At 59.9% G+C, this 16215-nt stretch carries 12 protein-coding genes; 9 read left to right on the top strand and 3 right to left on the bottom strand.

Annotated elements, in window-relative coordinates; translation table 11 throughout:
• Nucleotides 1-51: 51 nt before the first annotated feature.
• The 3 genes from mksF to mksB are packed head-to-tail and all read right to left on the bottom strand — an operon-like array spanning nucleotide 52 to nucleotide 4831.
• On the bottom strand, nucleotides 52-2895 hold the full coding sequence (gene mksF, locus ACOCLD_RS17365; RefSeq protein WP_422910066.1) for an Mks condensin complex protein MksF: 2844 nt from the start codon (nucleotides 2893-2895) through the stop codon (nucleotides 52-54).
• Nucleotides 2892-3587, bottom strand: a complete 696-nt coding sequence (mksE, locus tag ACOCLD_RS17360; protein WP_422910065.1) for an Mks condensin complex protein MksE — start codon at nucleotides 3585-3587, stop codon at nucleotides 2892-2894. The genes mksF and mksE overlap by 4 nt, the downstream gene beginning before the upstream one ends.
• Complete coding sequence (gene mksB / locus ACOCLD_RS17355) at nucleotides 3584-4831, bottom strand: Mks condensin complex protein MksB (RefSeq protein WP_422910064.1); 1248 nt, start codon at nucleotides 4829-4831, stop codon at nucleotides 3584-3586. The genes mksE and mksB overlap by 4 nt, the downstream gene beginning before the upstream one ends.
• Before the next feature lie 271 nt (nucleotides 4832-5102).
• On the opposite strand from mksB, the gene ACOCLD_RS17350 reads away from it, so the two are divergent.
• From ACOCLD_RS17350 to rimI, 9 genes are all read left to right on the top strand, one after another.
• Nucleotides 5103-6134: a DUF6160 family protein gene (locus tag ACOCLD_RS17350; RefSeq protein ID WP_422910063.1), complete on the top strand. Its 1032-nt coding sequence runs from the start codon at nucleotides 5103-5105 to the stop codon at nucleotides 6132-6134.
• A gap of 2 nt (nucleotides 6135-6136) precedes the next feature.
• The gene (locus tag ACOCLD_RS17345) at nucleotides 6137-7330 is read left to right on the top strand and encodes a hypothetical protein (protein ID WP_422910062.1); all 1194 of its coding nucleotides are present in this window, start codon (nucleotides 6137-6139) and stop codon (nucleotides 7328-7330) included.
• Nucleotides 7320-7925, top strand: coding sequence for a DUF6160 family protein (locus ACOCLD_RS17340; RefSeq protein WP_422910061.1), 606 nt, complete (start codon nucleotides 7320-7322; stop codon nucleotides 7923-7925). Before ACOCLD_RS17345 ends, ACOCLD_RS17340 begins: the two co-directional genes overlap by 11 nt.
• Nucleotides 7926-7936: 11 nt before the next feature.
• Complete coding sequence (locus ACOCLD_RS17335; protein WP_422910060.1) at nucleotides 7937-10258, top strand: DUF6160 family protein; 2322 nt, start codon at nucleotides 7937-7939, stop codon at nucleotides 10256-10258.
• A 252-nt stretch (nucleotides 10259-10510) separates the two neighbouring features.
• Complete coding sequence (locus tag ACOCLD_RS17330; protein WP_422910059.1) at nucleotides 10511-11608, top strand: carboxynorspermidine decarboxylase; 1098 nt, start codon at nucleotides 10511-10513, stop codon at nucleotides 11606-11608.
• A 136-nt stretch (nucleotides 11609-11744) separates the two neighbouring features.
• Entirely contained in the window at nucleotides 11745-12989 is a 1245-nt protein-coding gene (locus ACOCLD_RS17325) for a saccharopine dehydrogenase family protein (protein ID WP_422910058.1), read from the top strand.
• A 285-nt stretch (nucleotides 12990-13274) separates the two neighbouring features.
• The gene (locus ACOCLD_RS17320; RefSeq protein ID WP_392540636.1) at nucleotides 13275-14822 is read left to right on the top strand and encodes a 2-isopropylmalate synthase; all 1548 of its coding nucleotides are present in this window, start codon (nucleotides 13275-13277) and stop codon (nucleotides 14820-14822) included.
• Complete coding sequence (locus ACOCLD_RS17315) at nucleotides 14819-15634, top strand: energy transducer TonB (RefSeq protein WP_422910057.1); 816 nt, start codon at nucleotides 14819-14821, stop codon at nucleotides 15632-15634. The genes ACOCLD_RS17320 and ACOCLD_RS17315 overlap by 4 nt, the downstream gene beginning before the upstream one ends.
• 54 nt (nucleotides 15635-15688) lie before the next feature.
• Nucleotides 15689-16141 (top strand): ribosomal protein S18-alanine N-acetyltransferase, encoded by a 453-nt coding sequence (rimI, locus tag ACOCLD_RS17310; protein WP_422910056.1) that lies wholly within the window; start codon nucleotides 15689-15691, stop codon nucleotides 16139-16141.
• The last annotated feature ends 74 nt before the right edge of the window (nucleotides 16142-16215 follow it).

Raw genomic sequence — 16215 nt, 5'->3', positions numbered from 1 at the left:
CGACAAGGGCCGCCATTGCGGCCCTTGTGCTTTATGGCAGGTGAGCCTGCGTTAGGCTGGCTCGGTTGCTTCGGTTGCTTCGGTTGTGGTTTCTGCCTTGCTCTTGGCGCTGTCACGGCGCTGGATATATTTCCAATCCGCTTCATCGATATAGATGCCATTCGGCCCGCTGCCGCCTTCCAGGTCGATGGCTACATGGGCCGAAACCTGTGGTTTTACCGAGGCAAGAATCGGCACGAAGCCGAGCTGCAGGCTGGTTTCGATCAGCGCCTGCTGGTTCTTCTCGTCGATATCCGCTGCCTCGTCTAGGTAGTAAGGCAAACGCACCTTGCCGGCCTGGTCGCGGTCCATCAGGTGCAGCAACAGGTACATGTTGGTCAGCGCCTTGATGGTCATGGTGGTGCCGTTGGACGCTGCACCATCGATGTCGGTGTGGATCACTGGCTGGCCGTGTACCTTGGTGATCTCGAAGGCCAGTTCGAACAGGTCTTTCAAGCCCAGCTGGTTATGGTTCGCGGCGACCAGGCGCGCCAGGTATTCCTTGGCTTCCTCGTTCTTGCTGTCCTGCTCGCTGCTCTGTTGCAGATCGAACACCGAGAGGGTTTCGCCTTCTTCGTACTGGCCGGCGCTGTGGATGATCTGGTCGATGTGTTTGAGCGCATCCTTGTTCGGTGCGAGAACGATGCGGAAGCTTTCCAGGTTGGACACCTGGCGCTTGTTGATCTCGCGGTTGAACAGCGCGAGCTGATGTTCCAGGTTGTCGTAGTCGCTGCGGATATTGCGCAGGGTGCGGGCGATGTCAGTGACCGCCGCGCGGCGCGCCTTGGCCAGGGTGATGGCTTCGTCCTGGCGGTGCGCGTAGGCGTTAACCAGCAGGTGCAGGCGGCGTTCAACATCGTCCTCGCTATCGAACTTGGCCACACCTTTCAGGCGCACCTGGGCGTATAGCGCCTCGATCTGCCCATCGATGCGTTGCAAGCCCTGCCAGGCATCCTGGTAGTCGTTGAGCAGCGGCAGCAGGTTATCCAGGCTGTCGTCCACCGGGTCGGTAAACGGCGTGCCGAATGGCAGGTTGGCCGGCAACAACTGGCGACGGCGCAGGGCGTCCTCCAGGGTGCGCTCCTTGGCTTCCAGATCGGCGAGCTGACGGCCGACCAGCTGCAGCTTGGCGGAAAGCTGCTGCACGCGTTCGGTAAAGGCGTCACTGGCGCGCTTGAGTTCATCCTGGGCGGCTTCCAGCTGGGCCAGCTGCTCCAGCTTGCTGCTCTCTTCAACGGCGAGCGTCTGACTCTTGCGGAAGTCTTCCAGGGCTTTTTGCGCATCCAGCACGGCTTGGTAGAACTGCTCAGCCTGGGCCTTGCTCGCGGCGCGGTCGGAGGCTACCGCCTGTTGGGTTTTCAGCTGTTTGTATTCGCGATCCAGGCGGTCTTTCTGGTCGCGTAAAGCGGCGCGGTCGGCCAGGGCTTGCAGGGCCGGCGGTTCGATATGGCTGAGGTCGATGGTCAGACCGGGTACTTCGAAGTGCTCACCTTTGAAGCGATCGAGAATGCTTTCCAGGGATTTAACCCAGGCACTGCCCTCGGTGATCTGAATGCCTTTCTCACCCAGCGGCAGGCTGAACAGCTGGCCGTTGAACAGGCGCATCAGGCGGTCGACGTCCTGCTGGCTAAATTCTTCGCGCAGGCGTGAATAGCTGTTGTTGTCGGCGTGTTCGAGTTGCTGTTTCACCGATTTCAGGCGTTTTTCCAGGTCGCGCAGGCGCTCATCCAGGTCCTCTGCGGAGAACTGCCGTGACTGCGCCAGGGCCCCGGCCAGTTCGTCGTGGGCGTCCTTGGCGGCCAGCAGCTGCTCTTCCAGCACCTTGGCGTCGGTGACCAGGGCAAAGCGGTTCTTCAGTACGGAAAGCTCGCCGAGCCAGCGCTGGATCTCGCTGATTTCGCGCTCCATGCGCATCAGTTCCTGGGTGCCGCCGCGTTGTTCTTGCTGCAGGCCGTCCTGCTCGCCACGGTAGTGCTCGGCCTGGATCACCAGTTCCTCGCGGCGTGCGCCGGCGTAGTCCTGCCAGGTGCCGAGCAGCGAGTCGAGCAGCGGCGAGAGGCGATGCAGCTTGCCGCGCAGCAGCTCGCGCTGGGCTACGCCGGCGGCCAGCGCTTCAATCAGCGGGCCGGCGGTCACCAGAGCTTGGTAGTCCTGTTCCATGCGTCGTACATCGCGGAAGGCTTCTTCGGTGGCGGCGATGTAGTCGACGCTGCCCGAGCGCAGGCTGTGCTCGAAGGCGTCGAGGAACAGTTGCTTGAGCTTGGCTGCAGTGATTTCGCGCATGTGTAGCAGGTTGATAAACAGCGCGCGGAAGGTTTTCAGGCTCTGCTCGCTGGTCGAACGCAGCGGGATCAGGGTCAGGTCCAGCGGAATCGAGGTATGCCCGCCGACCAGCAGGCGGCGCAGCTCCTCGGGTTTCAGCTCGTAGGCCTTGATGCCTTCGCGCTCCAGATTATTGAACAGCTCGCGTTGACGCAGGCAGGTGCCGTTCTTCTGGTAATGCTCCAGGTTCAGGGTGCCTTGGTAGGCGAAGAATTGGTGACCAAAACCACCGCCTGGGCCGCGTCCGGCCACGCCGATCACGTGCGGGCCGTGGGGCAGGGCGACTTCAACGAGGATATAGCTGGTGTCGCTGGCGAAGTAGAACTTGCGCGACTGTTCCAGGCTGTACTTGCCGAAGCTCATGTCCGACATGCGCGCCAGAATCGGGAACTGCAGGGCGTTGATCGAGGCGGATTTACCCAGGTTGTTGGCGCCGTAGACCGACAGCGGGTTTTCCAGCGGGAACAGGCCGAGGCTGTAGCCGGCGGTATTCAGTAGGGCGAAGCGGCGAATGCCGTAGCGTTCCTGGCTCATGCGTCCATCTCCTGTGCGTCACGTTCTTCGGCCATGGCGCGGGCCAGTGCGTCTTCTTCGGATTCGTCTGTTTCTGTTTCGCTGAGGCTGATGATCTCGTCTTCGGTCTCATCGTCCAGCAGCACTGGTGTTGGCAGCGGCAGGCTGCTGTGCAGGGTGGCGGCCAGGTCGCGGTCTTGCTGCACCGAGAGGCACACATCGAGGAAGCGGTGCATCGGCGCGAGAAAGCGATAGATGCCGTTGTCTTCGCTGGCAAAACCCAGCTGGGTCAGGCGGCGCATGACTTTCTCTTCCAGCTCATCCTGGGTGGTGACTTCGGCCTGGAGGAACAGGTCCTTGTATTTCTCCAGCAGCGCTGGCAACTCGTCACGACCGAGGCTGCCACCGTCGAGCACGGCCAGCGGGTCACGACCCTGATCGGCCAGGTGCTCGACCAGAATAAAGGTGAACAGCGCCAGGCGTTGGGCAGTCTTGTTGACCTGCGCACCCATCTGTTCAGGGACGAAATAGTAGAAACCGCGGCTGTCGCAGGTCAGCTCATAGCCCAGAGCCTTGAACAGACTGCGGTACTGATCCTGCTGGCTGGCCAGTTGGGTATATAGCTCCGGGTTGCTGCGGCTGATGTGGTAGCCCTTGAACAGCTCGCGGAAGATCGGCGCGAGCTGGGTCAGTTCTTTCAGGTCGATATTCATAGGGTGGTCCCGGCCGGCTTGATCAGGGCAAAGGAGCTCAGGCTGACCTGATGCTCGCGGGTGAGGTAGTCGCGGCGCTCCAGGCGCTCGCGCTGGAAACGGCCATCGCGGGACAGGCGCGAGAACCAGTAGAGCAATTCGTCGGTGGCACCTTCCGGCTCCTGTTCCAGCAACCAGACCATCAGGTCTGGCAGCGGCAGGGCCTGTTCGCAGCGCTCGATCATTTCCCGCGCTGTGCGCGGCGCACGGGGCGCTTCGCCCTTGCGGCTGGTATGGGCCTTGGGGAACTGCGCGGGCTTCGGTTCGAAACGGGCCAGGGCATACACATAGGCCTCGACCTGCGACGCGGTGCCGAGAAAGGTGCTTTGCGGGCGGCTGAACAGCGGCATGGAGGCCTGCGGCACGGCGTCCAGGCCCTTCTTGCGAATCGTCGCCAGGGCCAGCGCCGCGCCACGGGTCACGGCGTTGTGCCGGCGCGCTTCTTCACGCAGCGGCAACAGCAGCTCGCGGGCACGACGCAGGGTCAGCTGGGCGGTGGTCTGCATTTCCAGAATGCGCGCATGGGTGCGCAGCAGCAGGTCATCATCGACCAGTTGACCGAGACGCTGTTGTTCGCCGAGCAGGCGCAGCAAGACATGTTCGACGCGATAGACGCCTTGCTCGAAGGCACCGTCGGCAGCGACCAGTTGGATCATCGGCTCAACGTATTCGTCCCAGGTGGCCAACACCTCGGCGTAGCGCTGACGCAGGGGAATCTGTCTATCTGAGGTCTTGGCCCGTTCGGCCACGGCGACCAAGGCCTGTTCGTCATTGGCCAGCTTCTTCAGCACATCGCGTACGCGCATATCGAGCAAACGCAGCTGGCGCGCCAGGTCGGCGGCGTCGCGCACCTCGAAGGCGTCCTTGATATAGCCGGCCAGGCGCTCCAGATGGCGCAGGTAGGCCTCGATTTCCAGGCACAGGCCCAAGCGGTGTTCGCGGCGCAGGTAGGCGAGGAAGTCGTGAATCTGCGCATTCAGCTCAAAGCGATTGGGGCTCTTGGCCACCGGCACCAGGATATCCAGGCGAATCCACTGGTCGAGCAGGGCGGTGACATCGGTGGGCGTGCCTTCGGGCAACTGCGCGGCCAGTTGGTTGCGCAACTCCACCAGGCTCAAGGTGCCTGCATCGAAGCGCTCGCACAGCGGCTCCAGTAACGTCCAGTGTTCAGCAAGGGCGCGCAGTACGCGCTTGGGATCAATCATCGGGGCATCCGCTCCGCGGGCTTTTGCAAAAAACGCCGATTGTACTGCAAGCCGCTGCCAAGGCTTGAGTGTCAGTCATCGTCTGTGCGCACCGCCCGGGCAGATGTAACCCAGGGTGTAGCGATGGGTAACAGCCTGGAGGCTGTCTGCAACGGTTTTCTCGGGTTTTCTCGACTATGGGTCGGCACATTTAGGCGGCCGGCTTTTTATAGTGCTAATCAAGGCGTGGAGCCCTTAGGGCTTGTCACCATAAAAAGAAAAGGAATCCGCCATGCATCCCACTTTGCGTTTTGCCAAGACTGCTTGTGCTCTCATGTGCAGTGTGCTGCTGAGTGCCACTGCCCATGGCGCAATGGTCGAGCTAGCGGACAGCGAATTGTCGGAGGTCACTGGGCAGGCCTTCATAAATCTGACCACCGATAGCCATGCTGGGGTGAATTACACCCGCATCAATTTCGGCATGGACATTGAAACCCAGCTGAACATGAACAAGCTCAAGCTAGGTCTGTATGGTCGAACAGGTGAGGCGGCTAACACAGCCGATATCAACATCGACAATTTTGCTCTTGGGTCGGTTAATGCCGATGACACGATCAATCCATTCCGCATTTCCAACCCCTTCCTGGAGCTGGCCTATAAAGACAACAAAGTTGTCGGAGTGCGTCTCGGCTTTGGTGAGGCGCAAGGGCACTTGTCGGGCAATATCAATACTTACACCGGTAACCTGGCCATCGATATCTTCGGCAAAGGTAGCTATCTCGGACCAAAAATGAATTGCGGCTGGGATCCAATCTGCGGCATTGCGAAGTCATTGGTGAGTGGTACATGGGCAAATGACGAGTTCAAAGCCCAGGCGTCACTGGTCAACGGAGCCGGCAGTGCCGATCCGGTGCGGGGTACCATGGCCGGCCTGCCTGATGGCACAACTCTCTCTATGCCCGCCTCAGGTGCGGTTGCTAACTTTTTGCTGGGATTATTTAAATCGCAAGACTGCGGTTTGCTAGGTGTCAGTACCTGCTTCAATCTTTCCGATTACGGCAGCATTCCTGTGGGTAAATTTGACAATCAGACCCAGCAGTTTGTCGGCACTGCTAACGGTGTATTCCTCTCCATGCAGACGGAAAACGTGCAGTGGCGCGATCAGCAGGATGCCAGCAAGTTCATCACGGCACTGGCGGGGGCCTTTATGAATCTGCCGCGCAATGCTGATGGTACGGCAGCCATCAACCTAAGCTTCCAGCAAGCGTTGGAAGGCATTGCACGCAAAGATACTTGCCTCGGTTCAGCGACTCACGGGTGCTAATCATGCTTCGATCAATTGGCTTCTGCGTATTGCTTTCGTTTGCCACGAACGGTTTTGCGGAAATGCAGGAAATGGCTGACGAGGAGCTTTCCAGTGTTCAAGGCGCCGGTTTCGGCTTTGTGCTGGACGGCATCATGCTGGATGCATCAGCTGCCAATATCACTATCAACGATATTGAGCGGGTCAAGGCTGATGGCACCAAGGAGAACATGCCGGTCAAGTTATCGGAGTTCTACCTCAGCGGCAGTGGTAGTAACAAAGGCGCCAATAAGACTCCGGTTACATTGGGGCGGCTGAATCACCCCTTTACCGTAACCCTGGGAAAGGGCGAAGACATGCGTGCGCTCAGTGACACCTGGGAGCTGCGCAGTAAGGTTGTACGCGAAGGGGGCGTCAATAAGACGGTTCAATACTGGGCGCCCAGTGGTGCATCGCAATGGGTGCAGACCACCCCGAGCAATGTGGCCGTGCTAACACTGGCCTTTCCTGAGCGCATGACCTCAGGCGGCTCAAGCTGTATCAGCGGTTACGCTGGTGCAGGTCTGAACTGCTCAAGCGATCCAAGCGGTCGTGCTGATCTCGGCATGCGCTTTGACTTCAGTGTTGGCGGCGGACGTAAGGACATTCTTGATTTTGATCTGGCTCAGTTGACCATGGACGGCTCTTATCTGCGCTTGTGGGGGGACAACACTCGTAAGCAGTTAGTCGGCGAGGCGTTGGTCAATATCTTTGCCAAAAACCTTGATATCAGTGCCTGTACGGCGCCGGAGGCGGCTGCCAATTGCAGCGCTGCGGCAGCCTTGGGCGGTACGCTCTATCTGACCAATGCATACGCCAATATTGCGCTTGGCTATGGCAAATCGCAGCCGCTGCAGTTTGACGTGAACAGCAACGGCCAATTTGTTCTGGAGCTCAGTAACCCCGTGAATACCAGCGGCACAGCTGCACAGCGTAATGCTCAGGCGGCTGACTTCTACGCCAATACTCCACGCACCAATCTGGTCTTCGACAACATGAATATCGGTTACGGACGCCCACCCGCCAACGGATTCGCCAACATGCCAGGGGCGGTGGTGAACTCGAATGGTCAGGCGGTGGTAGGCGCTGGCGGCTTGAACGGCGGCTTTAACTTTGGTCGCAATGAAATTTCAGGGCTTAGCTTCAACTACCTGAAGGTGACCAGCCGTGATCTCTAAAATCTGGGTGCTGAGCAGTGTATTGCTGGCCATGCCGGCCTTGGCGGAAATGCAGGCGTTGGATGATGACACCCTGAGCAGCATGAATGGTCAGGGCGGGGTGTATCTGTCTGGTGAGTTCAGTATCAACAAGGACGGCGGCGTGCTGTGGAGCAAGCCGGTCAGCAACAACCCCAGCACCTGGACGGCCAGCCAGCGCAGCTGCGCCAATGCTGGCGCCACGACGCCGGAAAACTGCGGCATGCGGATCGCTATTCGTTCGGAAGAAGTTGGTGGCTGGTATGTGCTGGACAACCTCAAGGGCGTGTTCAGCTTTGAAGGGCTGACGTTGCGTACGCGCACCATCAACAGCGGTTTCAACGGCGATGGCGCCGCCTTCAATAAGGATGTGCTGGAGTTCGGCCTGCCTAACGAGGTGAAGTTCAAAGACGGCAGTTTTGCCTTTGGCGTGGCCAATCAGGGCGGCTGGCAGAACAAGTCCCTGAGCGTAGCCAATGGCGGCAATCCGTCGTATCAGCAGACCAACATCTTCTCGGCGAAGATCGACGGCACCATCCGTATGCAGGGCAACGTGCTGATCTTTCCGCAGAACTGAGGAGCAGGGCCATGCACCGTCATTCGCTGTTGTTGCTCGCATTTCTCAGTCCGCTGACTCAGGCCATGCAGGCGCTGGATGATCAGGCACTGTCGTCCGTCAGCGGGCGCGACGGTATCAGTTTGCAAACCACGGGCGCAGGTTGGTCTGCCGGCAGCATTGACTACAAACAGGATGGTCAGACCCTCAGTCTCAAGGGCGTCAGCGGTACGCCGCAAACGGCAGGCAGCAGCTCGACCACTACACTGGATGTGGTGGGTAATCAGCTGCAGGTGCAGCACAGCGGCAGTGCGCAGGTGCTGAGCATCGACAATATCGAACTGGCCGGTAGCAGCAAAAGCTTTGGTGCTTTCCGTGCGTTTTTCACCCTGGGCGGTAGCCTCAAATTAAGCGGTGGCGGTGCCAGTGGTGTCAGTGGTTTTAGAGTGGATGACAGCCAACTGTCGCTGAGCGCGGCAACCTTCTATTACCGCGACAATGGCTTTGACCTGATCGTCAAAGGCCTGTCGTTCGATACTTACCTGAACAACGCGTACCTGGACATCGTCAGCGGCGGCAGCGGCCAGGAAATCAAGCTGGATCTCGGTACCTCGCGTTTTGTTGGCTCGATTGCAGGTATCGGCCTGGATCTGGCGCATGGCGACCCAACTGCCGGTGTGGCGGTGACACCGGGCACTCCCGATCTGCGTGATGTCGATGCGCAGCGCAGCTTCGGCAAACTCAATATGGACCTGCGCCTGGGTGGCAGCATCAGCATCGCTGGGGGCGGTGCCAGCGGTGAGGGCTTGCGGATCAAGCCGAATATCACCATTGCTAACAGCCTGTTCCAGTACCAGGACGAAGGCATTCTGCGCGCCGAGAATTTTGCCGGCAGCCTGATCAGCAATTCCGGGCTGACATTGGATCTGGAGCAGGACGGCGTGGGCAGTTATGCCAAAGTGGCCTTTCAGGATCTCAAGCTGAACGCCACTCTGGGCGGCCTGATCATGGGCAACCCGAGCAATCAGAAGCTCGGCGGTCTGGCGGTGGACCTGAACTTTCTCGATCAGGGCGCGCGGCAGAACTGGCTGAAGCTGCGTCCGGGTGGCGACCCCAACTCCGGGCAGAAGGGCATCAGCGCAGACCTCAGTTGGAACATGGTCAACAGTTCGCTGGCCCTCACCGATAACGGCAACACCATGTGGTTCAGTGGTCTGCGCACCCATGGCACTGGTCAGTTCACCTTTGATCTGACCAAAAGCTGCGCTGCTGGCGTGAGTGCAGGATGTTATGCCGGCACCAACACTGACATGAACAGTGGCGGTTATAACGGTCACTTTGATGGCATGCGCCTGGGTTTCAAGAACGTGGTCGGCAGCTACAGTTTCGATGGTCTGCGCGTCGGCACGCCTGACGCGCCGCTGCAAGGTGGTACCGAGTTGCTGGTGTTGATGGAAATCTTCCCGGCTTACGATTTCACCCTCAATGGCCACATCACCCTCAGGGCGGGTGGCGCTTCGGGTGACGGGCTGCGTTATAACGCCGACTTTTATATGAGTGAAGCCAATGCGGCGATTACCGTTGACGAGAATGGTCGAGGCCTTTGGTTGGCAGGTAGCAGCTATGACATTCACTTTCGCGACGGTTCGCTGGATGTCAGCAACAATGGCGTCGAACTGCGTAAAGGCACCTACTGGTCGAAGCTGGATGTGAACGATGTGCGCTGGGGCGACCGGCAAACCGGCAGCAGCATCGGGCGCCTGGTACTTAAACGCTACGAGCAAGGCTCGACTCTGGCCATCAATTCGGGCGGTGCTGGTGCGCTGTGCGTCGGTGGCAGCGGCAGCAACTCAAGCGCCTGCGCGGCGAGTGGCGGGCGCTGGGAAGACCGCGGTGACGAAGGCATCTCGGTCAAGCTGAAAAATGTGTTTGTCCGTGATGGCTCTGGTAACCCGGCCAATAGCGTATCGAGCAACGAGAAGCGCAATCAGATCATCATCGAAACCGGACGGGTCAATGGGGTGAACGGCACCGGCAGTCAGCTGGTGGTGGATAACTTCCACACTTCCGACGGTAACCCGAGCAACCCGAACGCCAATGCCTATGGCTTCAATGTCGACCTCAACCTCGATGTGGCGCCGACCAAGGTGTGCAATAAGACAGCCTCTGGCTGTACGCCGGTTAGCCCTGACCCGCTAGGCTTTGCGGTCAACGGTCGGGTGCACTTCAAAGAAGTGAATATCGACCGGATTCAGAACGTCCACCCCACCGGCGGTGCGGTGACTTCGATGTACGGGGTCAAGCTGCAGAACGCCGATATCCGCGCCAACCTGACGGCCACGCCGATCAACTGAGCCCACGCATCAGCGCCGCGCAGGCGCTGTATGCCGTCATGCCCCTGTCATCCTGCTTGCCCATGCTGTCGTGACACCTGCGGGTGTGCGGGATGTTTCACGTTGGCCGCGCAGTCGTTGCCGATGGTCACTGAATCGACGAAATATCCCCGTTGCTCTTTCGATATGCGCCGGTTGTCGGCACAATTCGCCTCCACTTTTTTGGGGGGAGCCTGTTGGCTTCCCGTTAGCCGACCTTGCAGGGGCAGCGCCATGATCAAAACGCCTTACTACCTGATCGACAAACAGAAGCTGCTGGGCAATCTGGAGAAGATCGCCTACGTGCGCGAGCACTCCGGGGCCAAGGCGCTGCTGGCGCTCAAGTGTTTTGCCACCTGGTCGGTGTTCGACCTGATGCAGCAATACATGGACGGCACGACCTCATCGTCCCTCTATGAGCTGAAGCTCGGCCGGCAGAAGTTCGCCGGCGAAACCCACGCCTACAGCGTAGCCTGGGCGGATGACGAGATCGAAGAGATGGTCGCCAACTGCGACAAGATCATCTTCAACTCCATCGGCCAGCTCGAGCGCTTTGCCGAGCAGACTGAAGGCACCATTCGCGGCCTGCGTGTTAACCCGCAGGTGAGCAGCTCCGATTACCTGCTGGCAGACCCGGCCCGCCCGTTCAGTCGTCTGGGCGAGTGGGACCCGGTGAAGATCGCTGGGGTGATGGATAAGATCAGCGGCTTTATGTTCCACAACAACTGCGAGAACGGCAGTTTCGAGCTGTTCGACCAGATGCTCAGCACCATCGAGGAACGCTTCGGTCATCTGCTGGAGCAGGTTGAGTGGGTCAGCCTCGGTGGCGGCATTCACTTCACCGGTGAGGGCTATCCGCTTGATCAGTTCTGCGCACGCTTGAAAGCCTTCTCCGAGCGTTTCGGTGTGCAGGTTTATCTGGAGCCGGGCGAGGCAGCGATCACCCTGAGTTCTTCGCTGGAAGTCACGGTGCTCGACACCCTCTACAACGGCAAACACCTGGCCGTGGTCGACAGCTCCATCGAAGCGCACATGCTCGATCTGCTGATCTATCGCCTGAATGCCAAGATGGAACCGTGCGGCGGTGAGTACACCTATATGGTCTGCGGCAAGTCCTGCCTGGCCGGTGACATCTTCGGCGAGTACCAGTTCGACAAGCCCCTGGCCATCGGCGATCGCCTGTCGTTTATCGACGCTGCCGGTTACACCATGGTCAAGAAGAACTGGTTCAACGGCCTGAAAATGCCGTCCATCGTGGTCAAGCAACTCGACGGCAGCGTCGAGGTGGTCCGCGAATTTGGCTTCGAGGATTACCTGTCCAGCCTGAGCTGATCCGAAGGGTGGATGGCGTTTTTCTCATCCACCAGCGCGATCGCCAAGTGGTGGACGGGTAAAGCGCCGTCCACCCTACCTGTTTGTAGTACCGCAACATCTGTCTCTTAAACGCAGTACCCAGGAGGTGAAACAATTGAAGAAGAATGTTCTGATCATTGGTGCAGGAGGTGTCGCCAAGGTGGTGGCCCACAAGTGCGCGCAGCACAACGACGAACTCGGTCGGATTGCTATCGCGTCGCGCAACATCTCCAAATGCCAGGCCATCATCGACAGCGTTAACGCCAAGGGCAGTTTGAAACAGCCGGCCGAGATCAAGGCCTTTGCCCTCAATGCGCTGGATATTGAAGCAACCAAAGCACTGATCCGCGAAACCGAATCGCAGATCGTTATCAACGTGGGTTCGGCCTTCCTCAATATGTCGGTGCTGCGCGCTTGCATCGATACCGGCGCCGCCTACCTCGACACCGCCATCCACGAAGAACCGGGCAAGATTTGCGAAACGCCGCCTTGGTACGGTAACTACGAGTGGAAGCACCTGGCCGAATGCCAGGACAAGGGCGTGACTGCCATCCTCGGTGTCGGTTTCGACCCAGGTGTGGTCAATGCCTACGCTGCATTGGCGCAACAGCAGTACTTCGACAGCATCGAGTCGATCGACATCCTCGACGTCAACGCCGGTTCCCACGGCAAGTACTTCGCCACCAATTTTGATCCGGAAATCAACTTCCGCGAATTCACCGGCCAAGTCTGGAGCTGGCAGAACAGCCAGTGGATCAGCAACACAATGTTTGAAGTCAAACGCACCGACGATTTGCCGGTAGTCGGCGAACAGAATCTGTACCTGACTGGGCATGACGAAGTGCATTCCCTGTCCAAACACCTGAACGTGCCCAACGTGCGTTTCTGGATGAGCTTCGGCGAGCACTACATCAATGTGTTTACCGTGCTGAAAAACCTCGGCCTGCTCTCCGAGCAGCCGGTCAAAACTGCCGAAGGCCTCGAAGTTGTGCCGCTGAAAGTGGTCAAGGCCGTACTGCCGGATCCCGCCTCGCTGGCGCCGGGCTACAGCGGCAAGACCTGCATTGGTGATCTGGTTAAAGGCACCAAAGGCGGCAAGCCAACCGAGCTGTTTATCTACAACGTCGCCGACCACAAAGATGCCTATGTGGAAACCGACAGTCAGGGCATTTCCTACACCGCAGGCGTACCGCCAGTCGCCGCGGCGCTGCTGGTCGCCCGTGGTGATTGGGACGTAGCGCGCATGGCTAACGTTGAAGAACTGCCGGCTGAGCCGTTCCTCAAGCTGCTTGATGTCATGGGGCTGCCGACCCGGATCAAGGACGCCAACGGTGACCGTCCCTGGGATCAAGTCCTTTGATTGGCTGCGCGTCGGCGATACGGCGTTAAAAACAGGCGGGAAATGCTCATTTACAGCAGTAAACTCCGCTTTCCCGCCTGTTTTTGCCTTGTCTCGCTCTAGCTCGCTCAATCAGCCTAACGCCCGCCATTTTGGTGGGCGTTTTGCTTTCTGCAGCTTTATCCGCGATGCGGCATCGATACGCGCCGCGCTTCCCGCCTGCGGCATTTCACGCGACAATCAAGGCTTATCGACACGCGCCCCCACGTCGGGTGCGTGCTCCGGCGACCCCGTGAGGACACCAGCATGAGCAGCAACGACCGCGTCATTATTTTCGATACCACCCTGCGTGACGGCGAGCAGAGCCCCGGCGCGTCGATGACCGGTGAGGAAAAGCTGCGCATTGCCAAGGCCTTGGAGCGTCTGCGCGTTGATGTGATCGAGGCCGGTTTCGCCATCGCCAGCCCGGGCGACTTCGCCGCGGTGAAGGCGATTGCCGACAACATCAAGGACAGCACCGTGTGCAGCCTGTCGCGCGCCCTGGATGCGGACATCGACCGCGCCGCCGAAGCGCTCAAGGGCGCCAACAGCGGGCGTATCCACACCTTTATCGCCACCAGCCCGATTCATATGCAGTACAAGCTGCGCATGCAGCCGGATCAGGTGGTTGAGCAGGCCGTGCATGCGATCAAGCGCGCGCGCAATCTGTGCAGCGATGTCGAGTTCTCCTGTGAGGATGCCGGTCGTTCGGAAATCGATTTCCTCTGCCGCATCATCGAAGCGGCTATCGATGCGGGTGCGCGCACCATCAATATTCCCGATACGGTTGGCTACGCCATTCCGCATCAGTACGCCGAGACCATCCGCCAGTTGCTCAATCGCGTGCCCAACGCCGACAAGGCGGTGTTCTCCGTGCATTGCCACAACGACCTGGGCCTGGCCGTGGCCAACTCCCTGGCGGCTGTGGTGGCGGGCGCCCGTCAGGTCGAGTGCACCATCAACGGTCTGGGTGAGCGCGCCGGTAACGCGGCGCTGGAAGAGATCGTCATGGCGATCAAGACCCGCGAAGACCTGCTCGGCGTGCACACCCGTATCGACACCCCGCACATCCTCAGCACCTCGCGCATGGTCTCGGGCATTACCGGTTTTCCGGTGCAACCGAACAAGGCCATCGTCGGTGCCAACGCCTTTGCCCACGAGTCTGGTATTCACCAGGACGGCGTGCTCAAGCACCGCGAGACCTACGAGATCATGTCCGCGCAGTCGGTGGGCTGGAACACCAACAAGATGGTCATGGGCAAGCACTCCGGGCGCGCCGCGTTCCGCTCGCGGCTGGATGAGTTGGGCATTGTCCTGGCCGGTGAGGCTGAGCTGAATGCGGCCTTTGCCCGCTTCAAGGCGTTGGCGGACAAGAAACACGAAATTTTCGACGAAGACCTGCAGGCCCTGGTGTCCGACACCCTGACCGAGGAAGCGCCCGAACACTTCAAACTCATCACCCTGGATGTGGCGAGCAAGACCGGCGAAGTGCCCCAGGCTCAGGTGGTGGTCAGCGTTGCCGGGGCCGAGCACAGTGGCAATGCCCAGGGTTCCGGGCCGGTGGATGCCACCTTCAAGGCCATCGAGTCGATTGCCAGCTCCGAGGCCAATTTGCAGCTGTATTCGGTTAATGCCATTACCCAGGGCACTGATTCCCAAGGTGAGGTGACCGTACGCCTGGAGAAGGGTGGGCGCATCGTCAACGGCAACGGCGCCGACACCGATATTCTGGTGGCCTCGGCCAAGGCCTATATCAATGCGTTGAACCTGATGCAGGCCGGCCTCAAAGCTCACCCACAGGCGGCTGACGTTTGATCGCAGAACTGCGCCGCCGTGCCTACCTGAGCGCCATGCAGGTGGCCAGCTGGCTGCCACGCGTGGAGCTGCCGTTTGCCGCGCCTTCGCGCCCGGAGCTGCTGCAACCGCTGGTCGAGGCCGAGCCTGAGGTCGTTGCTGTCGTGCCACAGGCGGTGGCTGAAGCGGCGCCGGCCTATGAGCCACCGCAGGCTGAAACGCCCGTTGCCGCGCCTGTCTCTCGGCCCAAGATCGAAGTGCCGCGGCCAGCGCCTCAGGGGCGCATGGCCAAGGCTGAAGCCGTTGCAGCTGACGCTGAAGAGCCGGTGAATCCCCAGCCAGCGTCCGTCGCCCCCCCGCGCTTTGCCCTGCAATTGCTGCGTGCTGGCGCTTGTGCGGTGCTGGTTGAACTGCCCACCGGCGAGCCGCTGCAAGGGCGCGACCCGGCCTATCTGCTGCTCAAGGACTTGCTGCGCGCCGCCGGCCTGCCAGACAGCCCACAACTGATTGGCGAACCGGTGCGCTGGCCGCTGCTGGTGCGCGGACAGATCGACCAGGGCCCGCAAGCGGCGCTGGAATATGTGCAGAGCTTTGTTGGCGCACGCTTGGAAGAGCAGGAACCCTGCAGTTGCCTGTGGTTGGTGGGGCTGCCGGCGATTCGCTTTGCCGGTGAAGCGGATGCCGAGGCCTATAACCGCGAGCTGCAGGTCGAGAGTCTGGGCGCCGCCTGGGCGCTGCCGGGCCTGGAGCTACTAATGGATGAGCCCGAGCGCAAACGTGAGCTGTGGCAGGCCATGCGCCGCGTGCGTCAGCGCTGGTTGGCTGCCAATTGAAGACCTCTTGCCCGGCCGCTTGCTGGGTTTCTATCGTTTGCCGAGTCAACCTGAATGAGTGATGCAATCAGCTTTCGCCCGATGACGGCGGCGGATATCGATGCGGTGTTGAAAATCGAATACGCCGCCTTTAGCCACCCCTGGACGCGCGGCATCTTTACCGACAGCCTGACCTCCTACAGCTGCTGGGTGATGTTTGAAGGTCAGCAGCAGGTCGGCCATGGCGTGATCCAGGTGATCATGGACGAGGCGCATCTGCTCAATATCACCGTCAAGGCGGAAAGTCAGGGCCGTGGTCTGGGCCTGAAACTGCTCGAACACCTGATGCACGAGGCGCAGGCCCAAGGAGCCAAGGATTGTTTTCTGGAAGTGCGTGCGAGCAATCAGGTGGCCTATCGACTGTACGAGCGCTACGGCTTCAACGAAGTCGGCCGGCGTCGCGACTATTACCCTGCCGTCGGCGGCCGCGAAGATGCCCTGGTGATGGTTTGCCCCCTGTTTGACTGACGCTGCGCCTGGGGTGACCGCTTTGTCGGTGATTCTGGCGCGTTCGGCTTTGGGCCTCACTGCTGAGATCACCT

It is taken from the genome of Pseudomonas cimarronensis (genome assembly GCF_049331905.1).
Taxonomy (GTDB): domain Bacteria; phylum Pseudomonadota; class Gammaproteobacteria; order Pseudomonadales; family Pseudomonadaceae; genus Aquipseudomonas.
Note: the sequence above shows the minus strand (reverse complement) of the source record. Positions and strands in the feature narration are given on the sequence as shown.

Excerpts from the sequence above, each read along its gene's own strand:
- rimI (WP_422910056.1), top strand. The coding sequence starts at position 15,689 with ATGAGTGATGCAATCAGCTTTCGCCCGATGACGGCGGCGGATATCGAT.
- ACOCLD_RS17330 (WP_422910059.1), top strand. The coding sequence starts at position 10,511 with ATGATCAAAACGCCTTACTACCTGATCGACAAACAGAAGCTGCTGGGC.
- mksB (WP_422910064.1), bottom strand. The coding sequence starts at position 4,831 with ATGATTGATCCCAAGCGCGTACTGCGCGCCCTTGCTGAACACTGGACG.
- ACOCLD_RS17335 (WP_422910060.1), top strand. The coding sequence starts at position 7,937 with ATGCACCGTCATTCGCTGTTGTTGCTCGCATTTCTCAGTCCGCTGACT.
- ACOCLD_RS17350 (WP_422910063.1), top strand. The coding sequence starts at position 5,103 with ATGCATCCCACTTTGCGTTTTGCCAAGACTGCTTGTGCTCTCATGTGC.
- ACOCLD_RS17320 (WP_392540636.1), top strand. The coding sequence starts at position 13,275 with ATGAGCAGCAACGACCGCGTCATTATTTTCGATACCACCCTGCGTGAC.
- mksF (WP_422910066.1), bottom strand. The coding sequence starts at position 2,895 with ATGAGCCAGGAACGCTACGGCATTCGCCGCTTCGCCCTACTGAATACC.
- mksE (WP_422910065.1), bottom strand. The coding sequence starts at position 3,587 with ATGAATATCGACCTGAAAGAACTGACCCAGCTCGCGCCGATCTTCCGC.
- ACOCLD_RS17345 (WP_422910062.1), top strand. The coding sequence starts at position 6,137 with ATGCTTCGATCAATTGGCTTCTGCGTATTGCTTTCGTTTGCCACGAAC.